The sequence below is a fragment of the Pseudomonas sp. GW821-FHT02H09 genome (assembly GCF_059421425.1).
Genome location: NZ_JBWKVA010000008.1, coordinates 131666 through 151704 on the forward strand (window position 1 = coordinate 131666; position 20039 = coordinate 151704).

At 57.0% G+C, this 20039-nt stretch carries 25 protein-coding genes and 2 pseudogenes; 11 read left to right on the plus strand and 16 right to left on the minus strand.

The window, feature by feature from the left end; all coding sequences use genetic code 11:
• Positions 1-66: 66 nt before the first annotated feature.
• The 5 genes from AC07VR_RS12925 to AC07VR_RS12945 form a co-directional block, all read right to left on the minus strand.
• The gene (locus tag AC07VR_RS12925) at positions 67-456 is read right to left on the minus strand and encodes a RidA family protein (protein ID WP_494993241.1); all 390 of its coding nucleotides are present in this window, start codon (positions 454-456) and stop codon (positions 67-69) included.
• 40 nt (positions 457-496) lie between these two features.
• Positions 497-1309 (minus strand): amino acid ABC transporter ATP-binding protein, encoded by an 813-nt coding sequence (locus AC07VR_RS12930; RefSeq protein ID WP_494993242.1) that lies wholly within the window; start codon positions 1307-1309, stop codon positions 497-499.
• Complete coding sequence (locus AC07VR_RS12935) at positions 1306-1968, minus strand: amino acid ABC transporter permease (RefSeq protein WP_494993243.1); 663 nt, start codon at positions 1966-1968, stop codon at positions 1306-1308. The genes AC07VR_RS12930 and AC07VR_RS12935 overlap by 4 nt, the downstream gene beginning before the upstream one ends.
• A gap of 8 nt (positions 1969-1976) precedes the next feature.
• A complete protein-coding gene (locus tag AC07VR_RS12940; RefSeq protein WP_494993244.1) occupies positions 1977-2639 on the minus strand; it encodes an amino acid ABC transporter permease in 663 nt (220 codons plus the stop codon).
• Positions 2640-2834: 195 nt separating this feature from the next.
• Positions 2835-3683, minus strand: a complete 849-nt coding sequence (locus AC07VR_RS12945) for a transporter substrate-binding protein (protein WP_494993245.1) — start codon at positions 3681-3683, stop codon at positions 2835-2837.
• Positions 3684-4033: 350 nt separating this feature from the next.
• Here AC07VR_RS12945 and AC07VR_RS12950 point away from each other — a divergent pair, with 350 nt between their 5' ends.
• A complete protein-coding gene (locus AC07VR_RS12950) occupies positions 4034-5110 on the plus strand; it encodes a GGDEF domain-containing protein (RefSeq protein WP_494993369.1) in 1077 nt (358 codons plus the stop codon).
• A gap of 23 nt (positions 5111-5133) precedes the next feature.
• Here the strand turns inward: AC07VR_RS12950 and AC07VR_RS12955 are convergent, their stop codons facing one another.
• Complete coding sequence (locus tag AC07VR_RS12955; protein ID WP_495011449.1) at positions 5134-6009, minus strand: LysR family transcriptional regulator; 876 nt, start codon at positions 6007-6009, stop codon at positions 5134-5136.
• 103 nt (positions 6010-6112) lie between these two features.
• On the opposite strand from AC07VR_RS12955, the gene AC07VR_RS12960 reads away from it, so the two are divergent.
• Complete coding sequence (locus AC07VR_RS12960) at positions 6113-6256, plus strand: hypothetical protein (RefSeq protein ID WP_495011450.1); 144 nt, start codon at positions 6113-6115, stop codon at positions 6254-6256.
• A complete protein-coding gene (locus AC07VR_RS12965; protein WP_495011451.1) occupies positions 6253-7791 on the plus strand; it encodes an MFS transporter in 1539 nt (512 codons plus the stop codon). Before AC07VR_RS12960 ends, AC07VR_RS12965 begins: the two co-directional genes overlap by 4 nt.
• 43 nt (positions 7792-7834) lie before the next feature.
• On the opposite strand, the gene AC07VR_RS12970 is transcribed toward AC07VR_RS12965, so the two are convergent.
• Positions 7835-8245 carry a MerR family transcriptional regulator gene (locus AC07VR_RS12970; RefSeq protein ID WP_495011452.1) on the minus strand — a complete coding sequence of 137 codons (411 nt, stop codon included), beginning with the start codon at positions 8243-8245 and terminating at the stop codon, positions 7835-7837.
• A gap of 77 nt (positions 8246-8322) precedes the next feature.
• On the opposite strand from AC07VR_RS12970, the gene AC07VR_RS12975 reads away from it, so the two are divergent.
• Complete coding sequence (locus AC07VR_RS12975) at positions 8323-9546, plus strand: NADH:flavin oxidoreductase/NADH oxidase family protein (protein ID WP_494993250.1); 1224 nt, start codon at positions 8323-8325, stop codon at positions 9544-9546.
• A 33-nt stretch (positions 9547-9579) separates the two neighbouring features.
• Here AC07VR_RS12975 and AC07VR_RS12980 read toward each other — a convergent pair whose 3' ends face one another.
• Positions 9580-11226: a phospholipase D-like domain-containing protein gene (locus AC07VR_RS12980; RefSeq protein ID WP_495011453.1), complete on the minus strand. Its 1647-nt coding sequence runs from the start codon at positions 11224-11226 to the stop codon at positions 9580-9582.
• A gap of 289 nt (positions 11227-11515) precedes the next feature.
• Between AC07VR_RS12980 and AC07VR_RS12985 the strand changes: the two genes are divergently transcribed.
• Together AC07VR_RS12985 and AC07VR_RS12990 are read left to right on the plus strand one after the other, a co-directional pair.
• Positions 11516-11785, plus strand: a complete 270-nt coding sequence (locus tag AC07VR_RS12985) for a DUF2790 domain-containing protein (protein ID WP_494993252.1) — start codon at positions 11516-11518, stop codon at positions 11783-11785.
• A gap of 119 nt (positions 11786-11904) precedes the next feature.
• Positions 11905-12303: a hypothetical protein gene (locus AC07VR_RS12990; protein WP_494993253.1), complete on the plus strand. Its 399-nt coding sequence runs from the start codon at positions 11905-11907 to the stop codon at positions 12301-12303.
• On the opposite strand, the gene AC07VR_RS12995 is transcribed toward AC07VR_RS12990, so the two are convergent.
• Entirely contained in the window at positions 12300-12572 is a 273-nt protein-coding gene (locus AC07VR_RS12995; protein ID WP_494993254.1) for a DUF1652 domain-containing protein, read from the minus strand. The genes AC07VR_RS12990 and AC07VR_RS12995 overlap by 4 nt on opposite strands.
• 293 nt (positions 12573-12865) lie before the next feature.
• Positions 12866-13834 (minus strand): annotated as a pseudogene (ilvA, locus tag AC07VR_RS13000) (threonine ammonia-lyase, biosynthetic); the annotation flags it as partial.
• Positions 13835-14126: 292 nt separating this feature from the next.
• Here ilvA and AC07VR_RS13005 point away from each other — a divergent pair.
• Positions 14127-14453: a DUF2834 domain-containing protein gene (locus AC07VR_RS13005; protein ID WP_494993255.1), complete on the plus strand. Its 327-nt coding sequence runs from the start codon at positions 14127-14129 to the stop codon at positions 14451-14453.
• On the opposite strand, the pseudogene AC07VR_RS13010 reads toward AC07VR_RS13005, so the two are convergent.
• The 3 genes and pseudogenes from AC07VR_RS13010 to lpxO form a co-directional block, all read right to left on the minus strand.
• Positions 14428-14571: pseudogene (locus AC07VR_RS13010) on the minus strand (hypothetical protein); the annotation flags it as partial. The gene AC07VR_RS13005 and the pseudogene AC07VR_RS13010 overlap by 26 nt on opposite strands.
• 78 nt (positions 14572-14649) lie before the next feature.
• Positions 14650-15030 (minus strand): hypothetical protein, encoded by a 381-nt coding sequence (locus AC07VR_RS13015; protein WP_495011454.1) that lies wholly within the window; start codon positions 15028-15030, stop codon positions 14650-14652.
• Positions 15031-15224: 194 nt separating this feature from the next.
• On the minus strand, positions 15225-16124 hold the full coding sequence (gene lpxO / locus AC07VR_RS13020; protein WP_495011455.1) for a lipid A hydroxylase LpxO: 900 nt from the start codon (positions 16122-16124) through the stop codon (positions 15225-15227).
• A 202-nt stretch (positions 16125-16326) separates the two neighbouring features.
• On the opposite strand from lpxO, the gene AC07VR_RS13025 reads away from it, so the two are divergent.
• Entirely contained in the window at positions 16327-16656 is a 330-nt protein-coding gene (locus AC07VR_RS13025) for a hypothetical protein (protein ID WP_495011456.1), read from the plus strand.
• Between the two features lie 49 nt (positions 16657-16705).
• Here the strand turns inward: AC07VR_RS13025 and AC07VR_RS13030 are convergent, their stop codons facing one another.
• Positions 16706-17020, minus strand: coding sequence for a hypothetical protein (locus AC07VR_RS13030; RefSeq protein ID WP_495011457.1), 315 nt, complete (start codon positions 17018-17020; stop codon positions 16706-16708).
• A gap of 403 nt (positions 17021-17423) precedes the next feature.
• Here AC07VR_RS13030 and AC07VR_RS13035 point away from each other — a divergent pair, with 403 nt between their 5' ends.
• Positions 17424-17630 carry a hypothetical protein gene (locus tag AC07VR_RS13035; protein WP_494993259.1) on the plus strand — a complete coding sequence of 69 codons (207 nt, stop codon included), beginning with the start codon at positions 17424-17426 and terminating at the stop codon, positions 17628-17630.
• A gap of 115 nt (positions 17631-17745) precedes the next feature.
• Positions 17746-17952, plus strand: a complete 207-nt coding sequence (locus tag AC07VR_RS13040; protein WP_494993260.1) for a hypothetical protein — start codon at positions 17746-17748, stop codon at positions 17950-17952.
• 59 nt (positions 17953-18011) lie between these two features.
• On the opposite strand, the gene AC07VR_RS13045 is transcribed toward AC07VR_RS13040, so the two are convergent.
• The gene (locus tag AC07VR_RS13045; RefSeq protein WP_495011458.1) at positions 18012-18182 is read right to left on the minus strand and encodes a hypothetical protein; all 171 of its coding nucleotides are present in this window, start codon (positions 18180-18182) and stop codon (positions 18012-18014) included.
• Positions 18183-18760: 578 nt separating this feature from the next.
• Here AC07VR_RS13045 and AC07VR_RS13050 point away from each other — a divergent pair.
• The gene (locus AC07VR_RS13050; RefSeq protein ID WP_494993262.1) at positions 18761-19507 is read left to right on the plus strand and encodes a carbonic anhydrase; all 747 of its coding nucleotides are present in this window, start codon (positions 18761-18763) and stop codon (positions 19505-19507) included.
• A gap of 137 nt (positions 19508-19644) precedes the next feature.
• Here AC07VR_RS13050 and AC07VR_RS13055 read toward each other — a convergent pair whose 3' ends face one another.
• The gene (locus AC07VR_RS13055; protein WP_494993263.1) at positions 19645-20034 is read right to left on the minus strand and encodes a hypothetical protein; all 390 of its coding nucleotides are present in this window, start codon (positions 20032-20034) and stop codon (positions 19645-19647) included.
• Positions 20035-20039: the final 5 nt, after the last annotated feature.

Below are 20039 nucleotides of genomic sequence, written 5' to 3' on the forward strand. Positions count from 1 at the left end.
TTTGGATGTGACGCGGAGCGTCACGGGATGCATTCCCACGCAGAGCGTGGGAACGATCATCAGTGTTCAGGCCTTTTTCTTGTACGCAACGCAATCAATCTCAACCTTGCAATCGACCATCATGTTCGCCTGCACGCAGGCCCGCGCAGGGGCGTGTTCGCTGGCGAAGTACTCGGAAAACACCTTGTTGAAACTCCAGAAATCCCGTGGATCTTCCAGCCATACGCCGGTACGCACCACGTCTTCCAGGCCATAACCGGCCTCTTCAAGGATGGCGATCAAGTTGCGCATGGTCTGGTGAGTCTGCTCGATGATCCCGCCAATGATGATCTCGCCATCCACCGCCGGGACCTGGCCAGACACATACAACCAGCCATCGGCTTCGACTGCGCGGGCGAAAGGACGTGGCTGGCCGCCACCGGCGGTGCTACCGGTGCCGTAACGAGTGATGCTCATGGATGTTTCTCCTGCTAAAAAACCAAGTTGAATATAAAAACTAGAATCGAGTGTTCTTGAGGAATTCCGCCAGTCGCGGCGATTGCGGGTGCTCGAACAACTCTTTGGGTGGCCCCTGCTCTTCGATGCGACCCTGATTCATGAAAACGATCTTGTCCGAGACTTCAAAGGCAAAGCGCATTTCGTGGGTGACCAGCAACATGGTCATGCCGTCCTCGGCCAGGCCCTTGATCACACTCAGCACTTCACCCACCAACTCCGGGTCCAGGGCCGAGGTCACTTCGTCGAACAGCATCAGGCTCGGGTTCATGGCAATCGCCCGGGCAATCGCCACGCGTTGTTGCTGACCTCCGGACAATTGGCCCGGATAGTGGTCGCGCCGATCCAGCAAGCCAACGCGCTCCAGCCACTTTTCAGCCAGCGCGACCGCTTGATCCTTCGGCAGCTTTTTGACCTTCAGCAGCCCAAGCGTGACGTTCTGCAATGCGCTCAGGTGCGGGAACAGATTGAATTGCTGGAACGCCATGCCGGTCATGGCCCGATGCTGGGCAATGACCCTTTCCGGATGCCGTATGCGCTTGCCATTGACCTCGTCGTAACCGATGGACTCGCCATCGAGCATGATCTGCCCGCCCTGAAACTCTTCGAGCATGTTCACGCAACGCAGCAGCGTGGTCTTGCCCGAGCCGCTGGAGCCGATCAGCGTAACCACGTTGCCGCGCTGCATTTCCAGGTCAACACCCTTGAGTACCTCGAGCTGGCCATATTGTTTGTGCAGCCCGCGAATGCTCAGCAGGGCCTGGGCTTCTTTTGGGCTCGACAGGGTTTGAATCGAAACTTGAGCTTGAGTCATGGCAAAGCCACCCGCTTTTCAATATGCCGGCCGAGTAATTCGATGGCGTAGTTGATGATGAAAAAGAGAAAACCGGCGAACAGGTAAAACTCCAGGGTCATGAAGGTCCGGGCGATTATCTGCTGGGTACTGAGCAGCATCTCGGCCACACCAATCACCGACAGCAAGGTCGAAGCCTTGACGATCTCGGTCGATGAATTGACCCAGGTCGGCAGGATCTGCCGCAGTGCCTGAGGCAACAGCACGTAGCCAAGAGACTGGTAAAACGTCAGGCCAATAGCCTTGCTCGCCTCCATCTGACCGCGCGGCAACGCTTGCAATGAGCCGCGCACAATTTCGGCGACATGGGAACCGCAGAACAGCGTCAGGCCCAGAACACCGGCCTGAAACGCACCGATCTGCCAACCCAGCGCCGGCGCCATATAGAAGCAAGCCAGCACCAGGACAAACACCGGTGTGCCGCGGATCAGGTCGACGTAAAAGCGAAATGGCGCACGCATCCAGAACTTGCCGTAGGTCAGCACCAGCCCGGCAACGATGCCGACCAAGGTGCCGAGCAGAATCGCCAGCACTGAACACTCAACGCTGGTCAAAAATCCCGACCACAAGGTATCGCGAGCGACCCACAACTCGTGCAACCAACTTGGAGATTCGTACATGAGCCCTCCTAACGACGAATCGCCAGACGCTGCTCCAGGTAACGCAGCAGCATGGCAATGAGGTAACAGGCAGCGACATAGAGCGCAGTGGTCACCAGCCAGGTTTCGATGACCCGGTAGCTCTCGACATTGATCTTGCGCGCGTAATAGGTCAGCTCCGGCACGGCAATCGCTGCCGCCAGCGAGGTGTCCTTGAACAGCGAAATGAAGTTGTTCGACAGCGCCGGCAGTACATTGCGCAGCATCACCGGCACCGTGACGTAGGCCCGTACTTGCCACTCACCCAAACCGATCGCCAACCCGGCTTCGCGCTGGCCCTTGGGAATACTCAGCAATCCGGCGCGGAACACTTCGGTCAGATACGCCCCGGCGTACAGCGACAGGGTGATGATGAACGAGGGGACCTTGTCCAGCCGAATACCCAGACCTGGCAAGGCAAAGTAGATAAACAGAATCAACACAAGAATCGGCGTGTTGCGGATGACCGTCACATACACCGACGCCATGGCCCGTAGCGAGCGATGCCTGGATAACAAAGCAAACGCCATCATCAGGCCGATCACACAACCGATGGCGATCGACACCAGCGCCAGCTCCAGGCCCAGTCCGAGCCCCGCCAGCAAGGTGTCGAAATCACGCCATACGGCGGCAAAGTTCAACTGATAGTTCATGGTCAGCAGTACCTTGAGCGGGGCGCGACCAGCGCCACCCCGCTGCGCATTAAAACAATTGGAAACGTAGCGAGCGAAGGAAAGACAAGGCGAGAACAGGCGAGAAACGGCTGGGGTCGCACCCGACTTGACTAGTCAATGAGCATTTCGAGTCTGTTTTCAACGCAGTATTTTGCGCGAAGCCCGCAGTAGTTTTCATTTGAATTCGACGGGGAAACCGATTTCCGGGGTAGGCAGATCGACACCGAACCACTGCTTGAAGGACGCCGCGTACGTCGGGAACTCAACGCCGGTCATGGCTTCATGCAAAGTCGTGTTGACGAAGTTCAGCCAGTCCTGATCGCCGCGTTTGACTGCGCAGGCATAGGTCTGCGGGCTCCAGGCGTAAGCCGGGCTGCGATAGCGGCCGGGGTTCTGCACCATCAGGTATTTGACCGACGACTGATCGGTGGCTGCCGTGTCGGCGCGGCCAGAGTTCACTGCCTGATACATCAAATCGACGCTGTCGTACTGATCGACCTTGGCCTTGGGCAGCGCCTGATGCACCAGCTCTTCGGCGTACACGTTTTGCAGCACCGCAACGGTTACGCCGTCGCCAGCCGCTTTCAGGTCCTGGATCTCTTTGTACTTGCTGTTGGCCGGCAGCAACAGACCGACGCCTTCGCGGTAGTACGGCAAGGTGAATGCCACTTGCTGCGCACGGCTGGCGGTTACGGTGATGAATTGGCAACTCATGTCGACCTTGTCGGTCAGCAGGTTCGGAATCCGCGCATCGGAGGACTGCACCACGAACTCGACCTTGCTCGGGTCATTGAACAAACCCTTGGCAACCATCCGCGCGATATCGATATCAAAACCCTGCAACTTGCCGTCCGCACCCTGGAAATGCCACGGCGCGTTAGTGCTGCCCGTGCCCACAATCAAATGCCCGCGCTTCAACACGCTATCGAGCTTGCTATCCGCCGCTTGCGCGACACCCACAGCAGACGTCACAGCAGCGAAGAGAAAAACACACGCTTTAAACAAGGAAGGTCGGTGATGCATGACAGGCACTCCAGGGTGATGTGTATTCCGTTATACCGGAACCTAGTATGTAACAACGGAATAGACAGCAGAAAGTGTGCCATAGCCTGTGCCAGAAATCCTGGAGGGATTGAAAAGTGTTTTGAATCAATGGGATGAGGGAACGTGCCCGGAACGTGTCACGAAAGGCACACAGAATGAACGCTACCGTTGGCTACAGCTCGCGGGTAGTGGGGCCACAAATGAGGGCGAGGCAGGTCAAAAGCGGGCAGCGGTCCGAAGACGTCAGCGCACGACAACCCTCTTCGAGTTGCGCTATCGTCCCTGAAGCAAGCGGATTCTCGACCACCACCGCAAAGCCTGGGCCAGCAATGCTCAAGACCATTGAAGCGCAAGTCCTCAAACAATCTACACCCGCGGCCCTCAAGGCTGAATTCGCCCAGGATGATTTCGAACGGTTGCACGGCTTTTGCGTGTTGATTTACATGGCGAGCATTTCCATCTGGCTGCTCTTCGACCTGATCGTCAGCGTGCGCGGCGGTCAGGGGTTCACTGTCTACTCGATGATGTTCCTCATCGCTCTGGTGGTCATCTCTATCACCCTGGGCTTCACCCGTAACGCCCGACACTTCCAGTGGATCAACCTGGTCTTTGTGCTGGTGATAACCCTCGGCGTTCGCCTGGTGATCGAGGGCCTGCCCATGGACCTGCACCCCGGCTGGCTGATCCTGGCGGCATCGAGCATTCTCTACAGTGCTTCGGTGCTGCCATTGAATCGATGGTCGTTCTTCGGCGCCACCCTGCTCACCTGGGTCGTCCTCAACCCGTTCTTCATGACCAACACCTCGGTATTCGAACTCAAGGGCACCATGGTGTTTTTCTATGGGGTGTTTCTCACCGCGCTGACGCTTTATACCTTCCTCAAACTGCGTCAGGCCAAGCTGCACAACTACATCATGTCGAAGCTTCTGCTCGACCAGGCTTACGTCGATGCCCTGACCGACATCCCCAATCGTCGCTCGTTCATGGCCGCCGCCAACAATCAACTGGAACATGGACCGCGCCAGCGCGATCACTATCTGGCCATGATTGATGTCGACAACTTCAAGAAGGTCAATGACCTGTACGGCCACGACATTGGTGACGAAGTGCTCAAGCGCGTCGCCGCCGCCATCAAGACCGTGATGGCCGACTTCGAGTACGCCCGTCTGGGGGGTGAAGAGTTTGGAGTCTACCTGTCCGGTGTACGTCGCGAAGACGTCGAAACACTGGCGGCGAACCTTTGCCGCGTGGTGCGCGATGAACCGACCGGCCACCCGGTGACCATCAGCATGGGCCTTGCGCGGGTCGAAGAGCACGACACCTTGAATCTGGCACTGATCAAGGCCGATCGGGCGCTGTATGAGTCAAAGCATACGGGCAAGGATCGGTATACGTTTTATCAGTGAATGCCGCCTGTACTTTGGGTCCCTCAGCCACCGGGACTGCCTTTAACCCGCTCGATATAACGCGCCACCGCCGGGGCCTTTTCGAAGCGGCGATGGATCAGCGACAACCAGGAGCCAGCCTCGCTGCCTTTGATTGGCCGGTACACCACGTTCGGCAAGCTGACGTGCCCGACTACCGACTCGGGCACCACTGCCACGCCCTGCCCCAACGACACCAGCGCAATCACCGCCACCAGCCCGCCCGGTTGCGGCCCCAATTGCGGCGCGTAACCGCCTTGCGCCGCGACCTGCAAGGTCCCGCTGATTTGCTCGGGGAGGATAAACGTCTGGTTCTGCAAATGCTCAGGCGTGATGTCCTGCAAACGGCACAACCAGGACTCGGCCGTCAGCGCCAGAACAAAGCCCTCGGCATTCAGGTGAATCGCTTCCAGCTCCTGGGGCAAGGTCATGGGCGAGCGGATGTAGCCTATGTCGAAACGCCCGTCAGCGACTAACCCCGGCAACGCTGCCATCGGACTTTCCCGCACACTCAGGCTGACATCCGGGTATTCACGGCTAAAGCCCAGTACCTGTTTTTGCAGCAAGCCTGAGTACACCGCCGACGCCACATAACCCAATTCGATATGACCGATTTCACCGCGCCCGGCCCGCTGGGCACTGTGCTGGGCCAACTCGAACTGACGCACTGTCGCCTCGGCCTCGATCACCAGGACAGCGCCGGCTTCGGTGAGACTGACCTCGCGCTGCTGACGCAGGAACAATCGAGTCCCCAGCGCGCTTTCCATGTCCTGAATCTGTCGAGTCAAGGTCGGCGGCGCGATGCCCAGTTGCTCTGCGGCACGGGTGAAATTGCGCTGCCGGGCAACGGCTAGAAAGTAGCGAAAATGGCGTATATCCATAACTTGATTAGCTCAAAGGTAATGAAAAGCTCGTCTTCAGCTAATAGAGCACCGTAGAACGCGGGATAAGCTGGCCGAACCTCCACAGTAGAAAGCTCAAGCCATGCGCGTCAAACCTCTTGCGTTGGTGCTGACCACCTGTTTCAGCCTGAAAACAGCGCTCGCCGCCGAGCAGTCGCAAAGCATTGCCCGAAAAGCAATCCTGAATAATGACAAGATCGCGGTACCAGGGCTGGTGACGCCATGAGCCGAGTCAGCCCGCGCCTTACGCTGTTGACCGCTTCCGGGGTCTGCTCGCTGATCGTGCTCGACACCAATATCGTCGCTGTCACCTTGCCGAGTATCGCCCGGGATCTGGGCGCGAATTTTGTCGACATCGAATGGGTGGTCAGTGCTTACATGCTGGCCTTCGCCGCGTTGCTGTTGCCCGCCGGAAGTATCGCCGATCGCTTTGGGCGCAAGAAAACCCTGCTCTGTGGCTTGGGAATTTTCATCCTCGCCTCCATCGGTTGCGGCGCGGCGCCCACTGCGCTGTTCCTCGACATCGCCCGCGCAGTCAAAGGCGTCGGTGCGGCACTGCTGCTGACCTCAGCCCTGGCCTCCATTGGCCACACCTTTCACGACGAGGTGGAACGGGCCAACGCCTGGGCGTTCTGGGGAATGTGTATGGGGGTCGCGATGACTGCAGCGCCGACCATCGGCGGCTTGATCACCGGGCTCATCGGCTGGCGCTGGATTTTTTACCTCAACCTGCCGGTGGGTTTGCTGTTGATAACCATGGTCTGGCGCGCCGTGCCGGAGTCTCGAGATACCGGAGCTGCACGCCTCGATCCCTGGGGCAGTCTGGCTTTCAGCGCCAGCCTGCTGTGTCTGATCTGGGGGTTGATTGAAGCCAACCGGGTCGGCTGGAGCAACCCGATGACCTATGCCCGATTGCTCGGTGGCGCACTGTTGCTCGGCATGTTCGTGGTAATCGAACGGCTGCAACAACGGCCCATGGTTGATCTGCAACTGTTCAGGCATCCGCGTTTTATCGGTGCGCTGCTGGGGATGTTCGCCTATGCCGGTTGCGCGCAAGTGATGATGACCCTACTGCCGTTTTACCTGCAGAACGGTTTGGGCTTCTCGGCGATCGCTTCCGGGCTGGGCATGTTGCCGTTCGCGTTGACGATGCTGATTTGCCCACGCATTGGCGCACGCCTGGCGACCCGCTTCGCCCCTGCCACGCTGATGGCTGCCGGCTTGACCCTGGTGGGTAGCGGCAACCTGCTCAGCGCCTGGGCAGTCAACCACGGTGGCTACCTGAGCTTTGCCCTGGCGATTGCCGTGACCGGTGCCGGTGCCGGCCTGCTCAACGGTGATACGCAGAAAAACATCATGGCCTGTGTGCCTCGGGATCGCGCCGGCATGGCTTCGGGCATGAGCACCACCATGCGCTTCAGCGCGATCATGCTGGCCATCGGGGTATTCGGTGCACTGCTGACCAGCCATACCCAACAGTTGCTGCAAGGCAGCCTGACGATTGAAGCGTCGCAGTGGCTCGGGCAAGCGCAGAGCATCGCCTCACGAGTGGTGGCCGGCGACATGCCTGCGGCATTGAGCCAACTGCCGGAGTCGGCACGTCCGGCCGTCGAGCCACTGGCCCGCCAGGCCTTTGTCGGCGGCTTCAGCGTGGTGCTGTGGGTCGCGGGTTTGCTGGCGCTGCTGGCGGCGCTGGTGGTCGGCACGCTGATGCGTAATCCGACTCCAAAGCCTCGGTCTTTTTCCCTGGGTGTTGAGTAAACCGAAACGGGGGTGGCGATGGAGCTTGCTCCCTTGCCACAGGTTACTGAGGGCCCTTGAGCGATGCCAACACCCGCTCGGCATTTTCATCACAGGGCATGCCGTCTGGCCGCACCCTGATGGTATCGATGACGCCCAACAGCTTGGCCTTGCTCTGGGCCAGGTGCCGTTGCATCTCTTCAATCTGCTCGACCTTGCTTTCCAGACTGGCGAGCAACTCATCACGATTCCAATCACCCTGCACGCCGCCCGGCAATAACTGCTTGAGCTCCTGCAAGGTGAAGCCTGCCTGTTGCGCGCACTGGATGATTTTCAGCGTCTGCAACACCTGAGGTGGATATTCGCGATAACCATTGGTTCGACGGTAGACCTGACGGATCAGTCCCTGAGCCTCATAAAACCTGATGCGCGAAGCGGCGAACCCGCTCAGTAGCGCCAACTCACCGATTTTCATAAAGGCCTCATTTGCACGCTTGACATTAAAGTTAACTTTAAGCTTAGCCTCTACTCTCCACCGATGAGGAGTCAAGCATGTCACCCTTCCAAGCGTTGAATTTGCCCAACGGTCAGACGATCGGCAATCGCATCGCCAAAGCCGCGATGGAGGAGAACCTCGCCGATACCGAGCAGGCGCCCTCCCCAGCCTTGATACGGCTGTATCAGGCGTGGGCCGACGGTGAGCCTGGCCTGCTACTCACCGGCAATGTGATGATCGACCGTCGCGCGATGACCGGCCCCGGCGGCGTGGCGCTGGAAGATGATCGTCACCTGGAAAAATTCCGCCAATGGGCCGCTATCGGCCGGGCCAGGGGCGCGCACTTCTGGGTACAGCTCAACCACCCCGGTCGACAGACCATGGCCAATCTCGGTCAAGAAGCCTGGGCACCATCCGCTGTCGCCCTGGAGCTGGGCCAGTTCTCGAAAATGTTCGCCCGGCCCAAGCCGATGACCGAAGACGATATTGAAGAAGTGATCCAGCGTTTCGCCACCAGCGCCTGGCTTGCGGAGCAAGCCGGTTTTACCGGCGTCCAGATTCACGCCGCGCATGGCTACCTGATCAGCCAGTTTCTCTCGCCGCTGAGCAATCAGCGGACCGACCGCTGGGGCGGCTCGCTGGAGAACCGCGCACGTCTGCTGGTGGCGGTAATCAACGCCGTTCGCCAACGGGTTTCGCCGGGGTTCTGTGTGGCGGTCAAGCTGAACTCCGCCGACTTCCAGCGAGGTGGCTTCGATGCTGACGATGCCCGCCAGGTCATCGAGTTGCTCAACCCGCTTGCGGTGGATTTGCTCGAATTGTCAGGCGGCAGTTATGAGGCGCCTGCCATGCAAGGCGAAGCCCGAGACGGTCGCACACTCGCTCGCGAGGCGTACTTCATGGAGATGGCCAGTGAATTGGCGACGCAGGCAAAAATGCCGGTGATGGTCACCGGCGGCATCCGCCGTTTACCGATCGTTCAGCAGGTCCTGGACAGCGGCATCGCCATGGCCGGGATTGCCACTGCCCTGGCGCTGGAACCGCAATTGCCAAAACAATGGCGCAACGGCCAGCACAGTCATCCCCAATTGCCACCCGTGCTCTGGAAACGCAAACCCATGGCTTCCCTCGCGACTATGGCGATGGTGCGCTTTCAGATGCACCGCCTGAGCCGCGGCCGCGCACCAAAACCGAAGGTTTCAGCGCTGTTCGCGTTGATTCTGGATCAGTTGTATATCTCCAGACGCACCCGCCAATACCGTAAGGCTATGGGCAAGTAATGGTTTTGCTGCGATCTTTTACGGCACACGCCATTAGCGTCCAGAGAAACGCAACCGCGAGAGCATCCGCAAATCGTCCTCCAGATAATAAGGATCACTCCAGCTATCATCGACCGCCAAAGGCTGGACCTGTTTGAGCGCCAGTTGTTTGGCAAAGTACCGAAACCGGTAATGCTCGTAGAAACGCAGCAGTTCCAGCCCATAGCGATCGGCCAGGTCGGTATCGCCGCGCATGATCAGGAAGTTTTCGTCATTGCCGTCACTGGCGGCGACGCTGAGGTTGTGGCTGCCGCTGATGATCACCGGGGCATCGCTGGTGAAGTCGCTGATGATCGCTTTAGTGTGCACCAGCAGGTTGCCCTTCTGGCCTTTCAAACCCTCCTTGAGCCAACCTTCAAGACCGGTGTTCAGCAGCGCCGTGGCGGCAAACTCTGCGGTGCGGTCGGCATGGAAACCGGTGATCCGGCTGGCAGTGTTCTGCAGACCGAAGCGCAACACGTCATCGTGCGGTTGACCGAGCAAGGCATTGAGGATCTCGTCCGGCAGCGCGAATGCGGTGACGAACAATACGTCCTTCTTTGCTGCGTTGATGATGTCGACGAACTCATGCAGATCGCCCTCGCCAGAGCGCGGCGAAAACCCGGCGAACAATGGCTGTGCCGGATCCATAGGGTTGTTTTGCGTCAGCCATTGGCGGGTGGCGCCGACATCCGCCGGTGCCGCCCAGATCTGCTCGAACACTTGCAGGTAGCTGGCTGCCACACGAGCGTCGTCCAGTACATGCACCACGTTAGCCTGACGATAAACACCATTGGAGGTAAAGTTGGTGCTGCCGCAGAGCACCGCTTCAGGCTTGTATTCTCCAGCCGGGTCGAGCTGGCTGAGCACAATGAATTTGTCATGGAAGATATTGTGAGTGACGCGACCACGTTTATTCGCCGAAGGGATTTTTTCCAGGCTCGCTTCGTTCATCGTGGTGTCGTTATCACCCGGCTGCGCATGATACAGCATTCGAACCTTCACCCCACGGCTGAACGCGGCGTTGACCGCATCGATGATCGACTGCAACTGGTATTCGTAGATGGCGATGTCCATCGCCCATTGACCGTCCACGGCGCGTTCGATAAAGCCAAGGAGCTCTTCCAGCAACCCGTTTTCCAGCCATTGGCGCGGCGCGTCGGGCCAGGCTTCGATGGGCAGGTTCTTGTTGGCACTGAGCAGCGCGTCGAGATCGGCGAATTTGCGTGAAAACGCCTGACTGGCCGCCACGGCGCGGTTGAAGATAACCCTCTGACCCAGCGGCTGGCCGTTGTCGGCGGTGACCGTCACTTCCAGTGACTCACCCAGTTGCGGCGCATCGACACTGCCATAGGCCAGATGAACGCGGTAGTGGATGGTTGCACCTGGATTGACGGCGTAATCGGCCCAGCGAAATTTTTGCAGAGGCGCGATATCACTTGGTGTGGCCTGGTACTCAGGGAGCGTGTGGGCCTTGCCGGGGAAGGTCAGGCTATTGAACAGAAACAGCCAGGGTTTGTTGTCCTGCTGTTTCTCGATGGCAAAGCCCAGTAATCCTTTGCGCCTGGATTCGGCGAGGTCCATCGCCAGTAACACCCCGTTGGTGCCGGCATAGGCTTTGACGCGGAAATCATCCTGACTGTTGGTGGCAAGTACACGCATGGTTCACTCCTGTGATTGGTTTGCCCCACAGCATAGCGGACCTCGCGCGCGCGCCCACACGCTGGGTGCGCGTCAACGCAACCTGCCCCTTTAGCCGGACGTTCGTTGGCTTCTTTTTACGGAGACTGAAAACCCACCAATTGTTAGCTCCCTACTTAATAATCGGTTAATCCTGCAGTCCAAAAGTAGACAGGACCGCGTTAGCGCAGAAATTTCTGACGCTCTGCGCGGCGTGTTCGACATCGCATTAACGTCGGACTGGCGATTCAGAGCATTCAGGAGAACTCTCATGAACAGTCGTACGTTGTTGGTTGCAGGCGCCCTCGCCTTTTTTGCGTCTGCCGGTGCGGTACAGGCCGACACAACCGACACTGCCGTCCAAGCCGTGCCTTATCACTACGGAATGTCGTTGGATATTGCCAAGGTGGTTTCCATGTCTGAGCCGTCAACACTGGAGTGCAAAGTAGTGACCGCGGACATGAAGTTCATCGATACGGCGGGCAAACTGGAGGAAATCACCTACCTCAAGCTGTCGGATGCCTGTCAATATCAGAGCTAAGTGGTGCCACTCCGTACAGCGCTGGTTTGTCCTGAGCTGAGAGATGGCCATTGAGCGATGTTCCTGGCAGCGGTCAGGCGGTATTCTTGCGCTCATCCCTTACTGCCGCAAGGTCCGCCATGCAGTTCACCTTTCGCACTCTCGCTACTTTCACCGCTGTGCTGAGTTTCGTCTTGGCGTTTGTGTGGGGCTTTTGGCCGGATGAGCTGCTGTCGATATGGAGTGTCGAGTACTCCAGCGCGACCGGTCTGGTGTCCAGGCGTACCGCGGTGTTGTTTCTGGCATTGGGCGTGATGCTTTATCGGGCTCGACGGGCGCCACCTTCGAGTACGCGCAGAGCATTGAGTACAGGTTTTGTGGTGGGATGTTTCGGCTTGGCAACGCTGGGGCTTGGCGAATGGCTCAACGGTCATGCCGGGCCCGGGATCTTGCTGCCGGTGGTGGTCGAACTCGCGCTTGGTCTGGGGTTCATCCAGACCAAGCGCTTGTCGGTCGAGCGCGAAGAAACTATCGGTTAATGCGTTTTCACTCTTGAATCAACGACAGGTTGGTGAGCGGGGTTGTGCTCAAGGTCATAGCGCAGCTCAGCGAGCAAATCGCTGATCTCGCGGCATCCATTAAGGCGCTCCGCTTTTATGCCTGTGACTACCAATTCCACGCGGTCGGTTTCGTGGTCGCCGTAGACCTTCACCGTCATCGACAAATCCGGGGACAAGGTGCATTGGCAACGTTTGGGTAGAAAACTGCTTTCAATGATATTTCGTAGTTCCAAGGCAGAAAGAAACATAACGACCTTCTCCTTTATGTGGGACTGCCAATCAGCGTTAGTCAGTACTTTGCGTACTCGCAAGCCACCTCATTTGAATGGCTTCCTGCATCGCTCCACCGACCCTGAAGAGCAATGCCACCCCCTAGACTAGGCCGCTTTTCCGATCCCGGTAAGCTCTTTTTTCATCTGTAATTGAAACGCCTCCATTTGGCCTCCGGGCACTTGCAGTTTGGTCTAGCCGAGGAGTTTTTAGTCTGAAGAAGCATATCGCTTGCTCTTCGTCGAAATGCTCCTCATGCCGACCCGCCAATCAGTGCTGCGCGCTCGGCAACATGCCGCAGGCTGTCGAAGTTGATGTTGGCCCCCGAGTCGATCGCCACCAGGGTCTGGCCGCGTACGCCGGTTTGCGCCACGTACTTCTTGATTCCCGCCACGGCCAAGGCTCCGGAAGGTTCGGTGATTGAACGGGTGTCGTCGTAGATGTCCTTGATCGCCCCGCAGAGCTCATCATTGCTGACAGTGAGCACCTCATCCACATGCAGTCGACAGATCTCATAGCCATAGGCACCGATCTGTGCGACCGCTACACCATCGGCAAAGGTCCCGACTTGCGGTAGCACGACCCGCTCCCCGGCTTGCAGGGCGGCCTGCAAGCAATTGGAGTGTTCCGACTCGATGCCAATGATCTTGATCTGCGGCCGCAGGTATTTGACGTAGGCCGCGATGCCGGCGATCAGACCGCCACCGCCCACCGGAACAAAGATGGCATCCAGCGGCCCGGGGTGTTGGCGCAGAATCTCCATGGCCACCGTTCCTTGGCCGGCGATCACGTCGGGGTCGTCAAAGGGTGAGACGAAGGTGCAACCCATTTCCTCAGCCAGGTGCAATGCATGGGCCAAGGCGAACGGAAAGCTTTCTCCGTGCAACAGCGCTTGAGCGCCGCGCGTGCGAACGCCGAGAACTTTCAGTTCAGGCGTGGAACACGGCATCACGATGGTCGCCTTGATCCCCAGCTCCCGAGCCGCCAGCGCCACACCCTGTGCGTGATTGCCTGCCGAGGCGGTGATGACTCCCAAAGCCTTTTGCCTATCGCCTAGCTGCACCAGCTTGTTGTAGGCGCCGCGGATCTTGAAGGAAAAGGTCGGCTGCAAATCTTCGCGTTTGAGCAGGATCTGGTTGCCCAGCGATTCGGACAGCGCCGGGGCCGGTTGCAAAGGCGTTCGCACCGCCAGGTCGTAGACCGGCGCGGCGAGGATCTTTTTTACGTAGTGCTCAAGCAACGACTGCTCGGAGGGGCTGCTCTGGCGGGGGCTCATGGACGTCTCCTGGCTTTATTCGAGGCCCCGGAGACAGATAGAGAAAACCCGCCTCTAGGGCGGGTTGGGTGCAGCCGTCAGCTAACCCGCCAAATAAGGAATGGCGGTAATAATGCTTGGCTGGGAACGCAATACGGTCGAAGTCATGGCTCGAAAGTAGCCGGGCGTTAATGGCAAGTCAATGGCCAATTCGGTGGAGCGTATAGATGGATCCTGTCATCTTCGAATCCTGTTCATCTACCCAAGGAAGGAAAACATGAAGTCTGTCGCACTGCCTTTGATTGCCCTTATCGCCTTCGCCGGCTACACCGTATCGGTCATGCTGCAGGCCGAACAGTCGCTGATCGACTTTGGCATCAGCCTGATGTCCCGCCCGGATACCGCGCAAGTGGTGATCGACCTCTATCTGCTGGCCATACTGGCTTGTGTCTGGATGTACAAGGATGCGCGAAGTCGCGGTCAGTCGGCGCTTTCGGTGCTTCCTTATCTGCTGATCACCGCAGTCTTTGTTTCCGTCGGGCCATTGCTGTACCTGGTGGTGCAGGGGCTTCGGCGATTCACCAGCTCTGCCCGCGGCGCTTGAGTTCAAGGCGCCGGCCGAACGCTTCAAGCACTAATGAATACAGATCGTCCTGCAAGTAGGCGTCTTCAATGCCGGCGTCCATGTTCGGGTTGTCGTTGACCTCGATCACCAGCACTTTTCGGCAATCTTCAGCACCAGTGCAGGGCCCAGGCGTTACGCCTGCACAAGCGCATCTTCCAGCATCGCGACACTCGGCTCAACGATTGCTGTCGTTCGAGTCTCTGGGGGGCGTGTTGGGCTGGATCGACGGTTTTACCGAGCCCGGCGCAGGGTCCTTGCGTGGATAACCGTTGCCGATTCCGCCATTTTCCAGGGTCGGCGAGCGTGGCACCGGCACAGTGTTCGGTCCACGAAAGGCTGGGGCGCTCGGCTGCGTGCCTTGCATGCTGTTGGGATTGGCTCGGCGGATCGGGTTGTTGTAAGGATTGTCGTTGCTACTGCCTGGCAGGTTCTGGGCAAGGAGTATCGCCTGGGGCGAGGCGTTGTGAGACGCGGATGCTTCAGGCCGAGCCTGGGCCAGGCTGCTCAGCAAGCCACTCAATGCCAGCGCAGTGAAGCCAAGCACTAGCCTGTTCATCGGGCACCTCTATCTATGTGTACAGAGACATTACCTTCAATAACACGCTACGCGCTGGATTCGGATTTGTTAACAAAATAGTCCTGCGGGATATACAACACGCGTTATCCGGAGCGCTGATCTGCCGAACGGCCCGCGCCAGTAACCGACGGGGCTTTTGCCGCGCCCCACAGGCCACCTGAACACGAGACACTTCAGATCAATACGAAAATCGCCAACAACCCGCCGAAAATCGCCCACTTTTCCAGGTAGTAACGCGTGCGGTTGCGCTTTTTCAGTTCCTTGCCGCGCAGGCGGATTTTGTACAGCCTGTTAAAGGCACGGTTCAAACCACCGGTCTTGTCCCCGGCATCGTTCGGCGAGCCGGCGGCTGACATCACGGTGTAGCTGAACCAGCGGTTAAAGGCAGCAGCCCAGCGGTACTTCATCGGACGCTCCACATCACAGAACAAAATAATACGGTTCTGTTGCGTGGTGTTCTCGGCGTAGTGAATGTACGTCTCATCGAACATCACCGCTTCACCGTCGCGCCAGTGATAGCGTTCACCGTCTACCTCGATGTAGCAGCCCGGATCGTTCGGTGTTTCCAGGCCCAGGTGGTAGCGGTAGGAACCCGCATACGGGTCGCGGTGGCGTACCAGCCTGGAGCCAGGTGGTAACTCGGCAAACATGGCGGCTTTGACCGAGCCGATGCCTTGCAGCAGCTCAGTGGTGCGTGGGCAAAGCTTCATTGCCGAAGGATGGCTGTCGCCGTACCACTTCAGGTAGAAGCGCTTCCAGCCCGTTTTGAAGAAGGAGTTGAAACCCACGTCGTTGTATTGGTCCGAACGCTTGATCTCCCCCGCTCTGAGCAGGTTCTGGCCTTCGGTGCAGATTTCTTCCCAGTGCGCTTGCAAAGGGCTCAAGTCAGGAAAGTCGGCAGGATCGAGGTAGGGACGATTGGGTTTCTTCGAGAACAGGTAGAGAAAACAATTCACCGGCGCCAGAAACGTCGAGTGATCACTCAACTGACGGCTCAATGTGTGGCGTACACGACCACGCAGATGCACATACGCAATGGATACAACGTAAATAGCGGCAATGATGAGTTTCACGGAAGTGGTCACATGTCAGAAAAAAACATACTGCGTCCCGCACAAGCCGGATGGGCCAAAGGACAAATGCGCAGCGTCTGATAATCGAAACAGCGGGTCCTGGCGGCGTATCCCTGAGCTCAATGCCGGTGATTTGCATCTGGCCGCACGATGGCATTTTAGCCTCTGTTTGTAACCTTAGGCTAACCGCAATTGTGAAAATATGCCTGCCGCTGAGCCAAAAAGCCATTATCTTGATTCAGCGCAATCCGCTCATCGATGCCATCAATCTGACATGACGTTCGGCGGCGTCATCCGCAAGCGCGCCGACACCAGCATTTTCATCTCGGCGACAAACCTTTCACGCCCCCATCACATTCAGCGCCATAAACTTCACTCATCCATTTCAAGCATTCCCTTGGCCCGCCCGCATGCGGGCTTTTTTTCGTCCGATGACCCGTCCTGCTTAGCCTGGATCCGTTTTGGCACCTTGGCTGGGTTAATCCATAAGATCACCATCACCCCAATTCAAATTCTGCTTGAAGGGCGCTGACAGCAGGGTCGGCATTTTGTAGGTCAGTGCATGCTGAAATTATTGTTTGTCATATTATTTTTTTATCCACCAACCCAATTGAAACACCATCAGCACGCACGCTATTACACTCCTTGCCGTACTTTGGATACGTAACGCAGATAACATCTCCGGCAATTTTCCAATAACCGTTTTGCGGATCCTGACCTGAAATCTTTATTATCGCCGTACCCTCCTGATGGAGAGTTTCCGAAAACGGATAGCCTGTACTCGTAACGCCAGAATGTTCGCAACCTATCAAAACTCCACCCATCTCACTTCCCTTTAACTGTTTCGCATTGGGAGGTGCAGCAGCATGGGCTTCATTTGCAGCTTTCGGATGCATTGACCATGTTTAATTTCGGGCTAAAACCGAGGTTTGTTCGTCACATTCACCCCATTGATCAAGACCCCTGCTCCTTGAGGAGAGATTTCAACCCGACTCATACCCAGACGTTGTCCACCACTGCACAAACCGCTCACAACGAATATCTCCCCACTCTTGAATTACTTGTCTTCTGCTTTCTTCAACCCCAGTCCTACATTTGAAATAGCGATTAGCTTACAAAAAAAATCCACAATATCGCGCCATTAAAAAACAAGTATTGATCGACGCCTTTAACGCTAACTTCCCAGGCTTTATCCGGGGACGAGTCATTACAACTTTTGAGTGTCTTAGCGGAATCCACGATGTAGGATTCATGGGCAGCACCCGCGACAGTTTTCAACTAATCGAACGGAATCGAGCCATGCCTGACAATTACCCCCTCCCAAGCGTCCTTGAAAAAATGTACGAAAACCAGCTCGCACTCGAGGCCGCGCTCATGGAGCTCGCCCTATGGGTAGAGCAGCGCGGGTCGACAGTGGTAGGCGAAAATATTCGAGGCTCACTTGAAACCATTGGCGCAAATGTGGGCTACATCAGACAGGGACTGGCCAGGATGAACGCCGAGTGAGCGCCGAAAATCAGACTCGCGCTGGTAGCTGGCGACAAACAGGTTTCTCTACTAGGGTTTCCGCGACATGGAACCGTGCCGTTTCATTAGCTGTCACTTGGTCAGGAGGAGATATATGAGCTCAATTCGCACTGCCGAGCAGACCTATCGCACTTGGTCTAGCCCAATCTTGCTGGAGCTGAAGGAGAGAGAACATCAGCTGGATCCTTCCGCCCGCCAAGCACTTCAAAATGTGTTGCTGGAGAGAAGGCTTCTGGACACCGGGAACTCTTCTGGCAGAGATCGGCGTAACGCCGGACCGGTTAATGACGGCAAACCTTGACAGCCGCCACTAATGGCTGCACAGCAGAACGGAATTTACCCGTTCTGCTGGAGTAGTTTTCAAACGCTAGTCCTGCTCTCCGCCATCATGGTCACGATCATGATCGCGGTGACGACCATATTCCTCATTATCGCCGTGACGATAATATCCTCGGTCTTCCCCCTGATCATCGCCGCGACCCCGATCATAGCCACGGTCATGTTCACGACCATAATCACGACCTCGGTCATGCTCTCGACCGTACCCTCCTCCATCCTCCCAGTACGGCCAGCATCCTCCCAACAGGAGGGAACCTGATATGGCCAAGATCATTATCGCTGTTCGTTTCATTTGAACGTCCTAAAAAGCAAGGGTCAGAGCTATGGAGAAAAGTTATCGCTGCCCATCAGTTTTAATCAAACGAGCAATCAACAAGAAATACGACCACGAAGTAGATCAATGATTCACCGGCGAGGCACACCCATGACGGCAGAAAATCAAATCACCAGGGTCATGCTCCACTCAATTACCGAAAACAGGGATAAAGCATGAACGACTCATTACAGACGAAGCATTTGTCCAGGCGCACACGGTGTGGGTCGCCTGCGAACAGAAAAAAATCAGCATACTCAGCCCTCTGTAATGCGGCAGTCTGGAAGCTGACAATTTTCAGCTGCATCCGGCCCGAAGCGCCGGGTCGCCAAGAGAGTCGATAACAACAATTCACACACTAGCCTAAGCTTCGAAGGATGAAGCGCTTCAGGTTCTTGAATGCAATTGATTCCAATAGAGAACTATTACTATCTAATCGTTCTGAGGGCATAAGACTATGTGTGAGTCATGTGAGCCAACCCAAATACCGGGCACTACTGATCGTCGTCGATTTCTTCGGCTCGTAGGGGCCGGGGCAGGCGCTCTACTCCTTGCTGGCGCCCTGCCGGGCAAGGTTGCACTGGCGGCCGAACAAACCATTCCAAAGCCACAAAACGCAATCAACCCAACGATGGCGCTGCAGAGGCTTATGGATGGGAATCAACGATATATGACTGGAACTTCCAAGACGCATGACTTCCAGGCAGAACGCGAGGCCTTGGTCGCCGGCCAGAACCCATTCGCTGCGGTACTGAGTTGCGCAGACTCTCGTATTGCTCCTGAATACGCATTTGATACTGCCCGGGGGGACCTTTTCGCTGTGCGCGTCGCGGGTAACTTCGTCACGAACGAAGGTTTGGCCAGCCTTGAATACGCTGTCGTATCACTCGGCGCGCCATTCATTATGGTGTTGGGGCATGAGGGCTGTGGAGCCATTGATGCGGGTGTAAAGGCAATAAAGGATAAAATTAAATTCCCTGGTCACATCCAAGGGCTGGCCGATTCACTTAGACCCTCTATTGAAAAGGTACTCAACGAGCCGGGCGCGCTTCTCGACAACGCCATCGTGCAAAATGTCAAAGACTCGGTCAATAAGCTCAAGACTACTTCGCCACTGCTCAGTGTTGCACTCAAGCAGGGCAAGTTGAAAATCGTAGGGGCCGTCTACCGCCTTGCTACCGGCAAAGTAGAGCTTATCGCCTGACGTGAGTAGATGCGTCTCACCAAGAGACGCATCATCCAATGCTCGCGATACCCACGAACCGCAGCTCCTTGACGCGCTATTGAACGACACCGCCTTCAGCGTGACGCCGGACCAGGCCGCAGCCGCGATGAGGCTGGCTAGGAAATATTTATTATCCGTAGCAAACGGCGAACATCATCAACGGACCGCAACTTGATGGTCCATTCCCCATCAACTTTGTCATTGACCTCGCCAAACTCTGCGCAAAGTGTTTTTACGGAACAGTGCCCAGCCTTGAAAGCTGGCAGCCGGAAATAAAATAGAAGCCAATTATGATAGGCCACAAAGCTGAAGGGGCAGTCGCCATCAGCGACCGAAAAAATTCCAATGGACCTCGTTGAGTCGCTCTGCGGCTTGGGGGCGCAGTCATGCCCTTTCATTGCGCAAATCGCGCCAACCAGCATGCAAAACGCTTCCCGCGCTTGCGGGCTTTCGATAGACGAATAGCACTCAACGTACTTCGCGGCATCCCGAGCGTCAGTGATCATCTTGT

Bases quoted from the DNA above. Each gene is read 5' to 3' on its own strand.
- AC07VR_RS12990 (WP_494993253.1), top strand. From the start codon at position 11,905: ATGCAGTTCACCTTTCGCACTCTCGCTACTTTCACCGCTGTGCTGAGT.
- AC07VR_RS12925 (WP_494993241.1), bottom strand. From the start codon at position 456: ATGAGCATCACTCGTTACGGCACCGGTAGCACCGCCGGTGGCGGCCAG.
- AC07VR_RS12930 (WP_494993242.1), bottom strand. From the start codon at position 1,309: ATGACTCAAGCTCAAGTTTCGATTCAAACCCTGTCGAGCCCAAAAGAA.
- AC07VR_RS12970 (WP_495011452.1), bottom strand. From the start codon at position 8,245: ATGAAAATCGGTGAGTTGGCGCTACTGAGCGGGTTCGCCGCTTCGCGC.
- AC07VR_RS12950 (WP_494993369.1), top strand. From the start codon at position 4,034: ATGCTCAAGACCATTGAAGCGCAAGTCCTCAAACAATCTACACCCGCG.
- AC07VR_RS12935 (WP_494993243.1), bottom strand. From the start codon at position 1,968: ATGTACGAATCTCCAAGTTGGTTGCACGAGTTGTGGGTCGCTCGCGAT.
- AC07VR_RS13025 (WP_495011456.1), top strand. From the start codon at position 16,327: ATGCCTGCCGCTGAGCCAAAAAGCCATTATCTTGATTCAGCGCAATCC.
- AC07VR_RS12985 (WP_494993252.1), top strand. From the start codon at position 11,516: ATGAACAGTCGTACGTTGTTGGTTGCAGGCGCCCTCGCCTTTTTTGCG.
- AC07VR_RS12940 (WP_494993244.1), bottom strand. From the start codon at position 2,639: ATGAACTATCAGTTGAACTTTGCCGCCGTATGGCGTGATTTCGACACC.
- AC07VR_RS12955 (WP_495011449.1), bottom strand. From the start codon at position 6,009: ATGGATATACGCCATTTTCGCTACTTTCTAGCCGTTGCCCGGCAGCGC.
- AC07VR_RS12960 (WP_495011450.1), top strand. From the start codon at position 6,113: ATGCGCGTCAAACCTCTTGCGTTGGTGCTGACCACCTGTTTCAGCCTG.
- AC07VR_RS12945 (WP_494993245.1), bottom strand. From the start codon at position 3,683: ATGCATCACCGACCTTCCTTGTTTAAAGCGTGTGTTTTTCTCTTCGCT.
- AC07VR_RS13030 (WP_495011457.1), bottom strand. From the start codon at position 17,020: ATGCATCCGAAAGCTGCAAATGAAGCCCATGCTGCTGCACCTCCCAAT.
- AC07VR_RS13035 (WP_494993259.1), top strand. From the start codon at position 17,424: ATGCCTGACAATTACCCCCTCCCAAGCGTCCTTGAAAAAATGTACGAA.
- AC07VR_RS12965 (WP_495011451.1), top strand. From the start codon at position 6,253: ATGAGCCGAGTCAGCCCGCGCCTTACGCTGTTGACCGCTTCCGGGGTC.
- AC07VR_RS13055 (WP_494993263.1), bottom strand. From the start codon at position 20,034: ATGATCACTGACGCTCGGGATGCCGCGAAGTACGTTGAGTGCTATTCG.
- AC07VR_RS13005 (WP_494993255.1), top strand. From the start codon at position 14,127: ATGAAGTCTGTCGCACTGCCTTTGATTGCCCTTATCGCCTTCGCCGGC.
- AC07VR_RS13045 (WP_495011458.1), bottom strand. From the start codon at position 18,182: ATGACCGAGGTCGTGATTATGGTCGTGAACATGACCGTGGCTATGATC.
- AC07VR_RS13040 (WP_494993260.1), top strand. From the start codon at position 17,746: ATGAGCTCAATTCGCACTGCCGAGCAGACCTATCGCACTTGGTCTAGC.
- AC07VR_RS12980 (WP_495011453.1), bottom strand. From the start codon at position 11,226: ATGCGTGTACTTGCCACCAACAGTCAGGATGATTTCCGCGTCAAAGCC.
- AC07VR_RS13015 (WP_495011454.1), bottom strand. From the start codon at position 15,030: ATGAACAGGCTAGTGCTTGGCTTCACTGCGCTGGCATTGAGTGGCTTG.
- AC07VR_RS12975 (WP_494993250.1), top strand. From the start codon at position 8,323: ATGTCACCCTTCCAAGCGTTGAATTTGCCCAACGGTCAGACGATCGGC.
- AC07VR_RS13050 (WP_494993262.1), top strand. From the start codon at position 18,761: ATGTGTGAGTCATGTGAGCCAACCCAAATACCGGGCACTACTGATCGT.
- AC07VR_RS12995 (WP_494993254.1), bottom strand. From the start codon at position 12,572: ATGTTTCTTTCTGCCTTGGAACTACGAAATATCATTGAAAGCAGTTTT.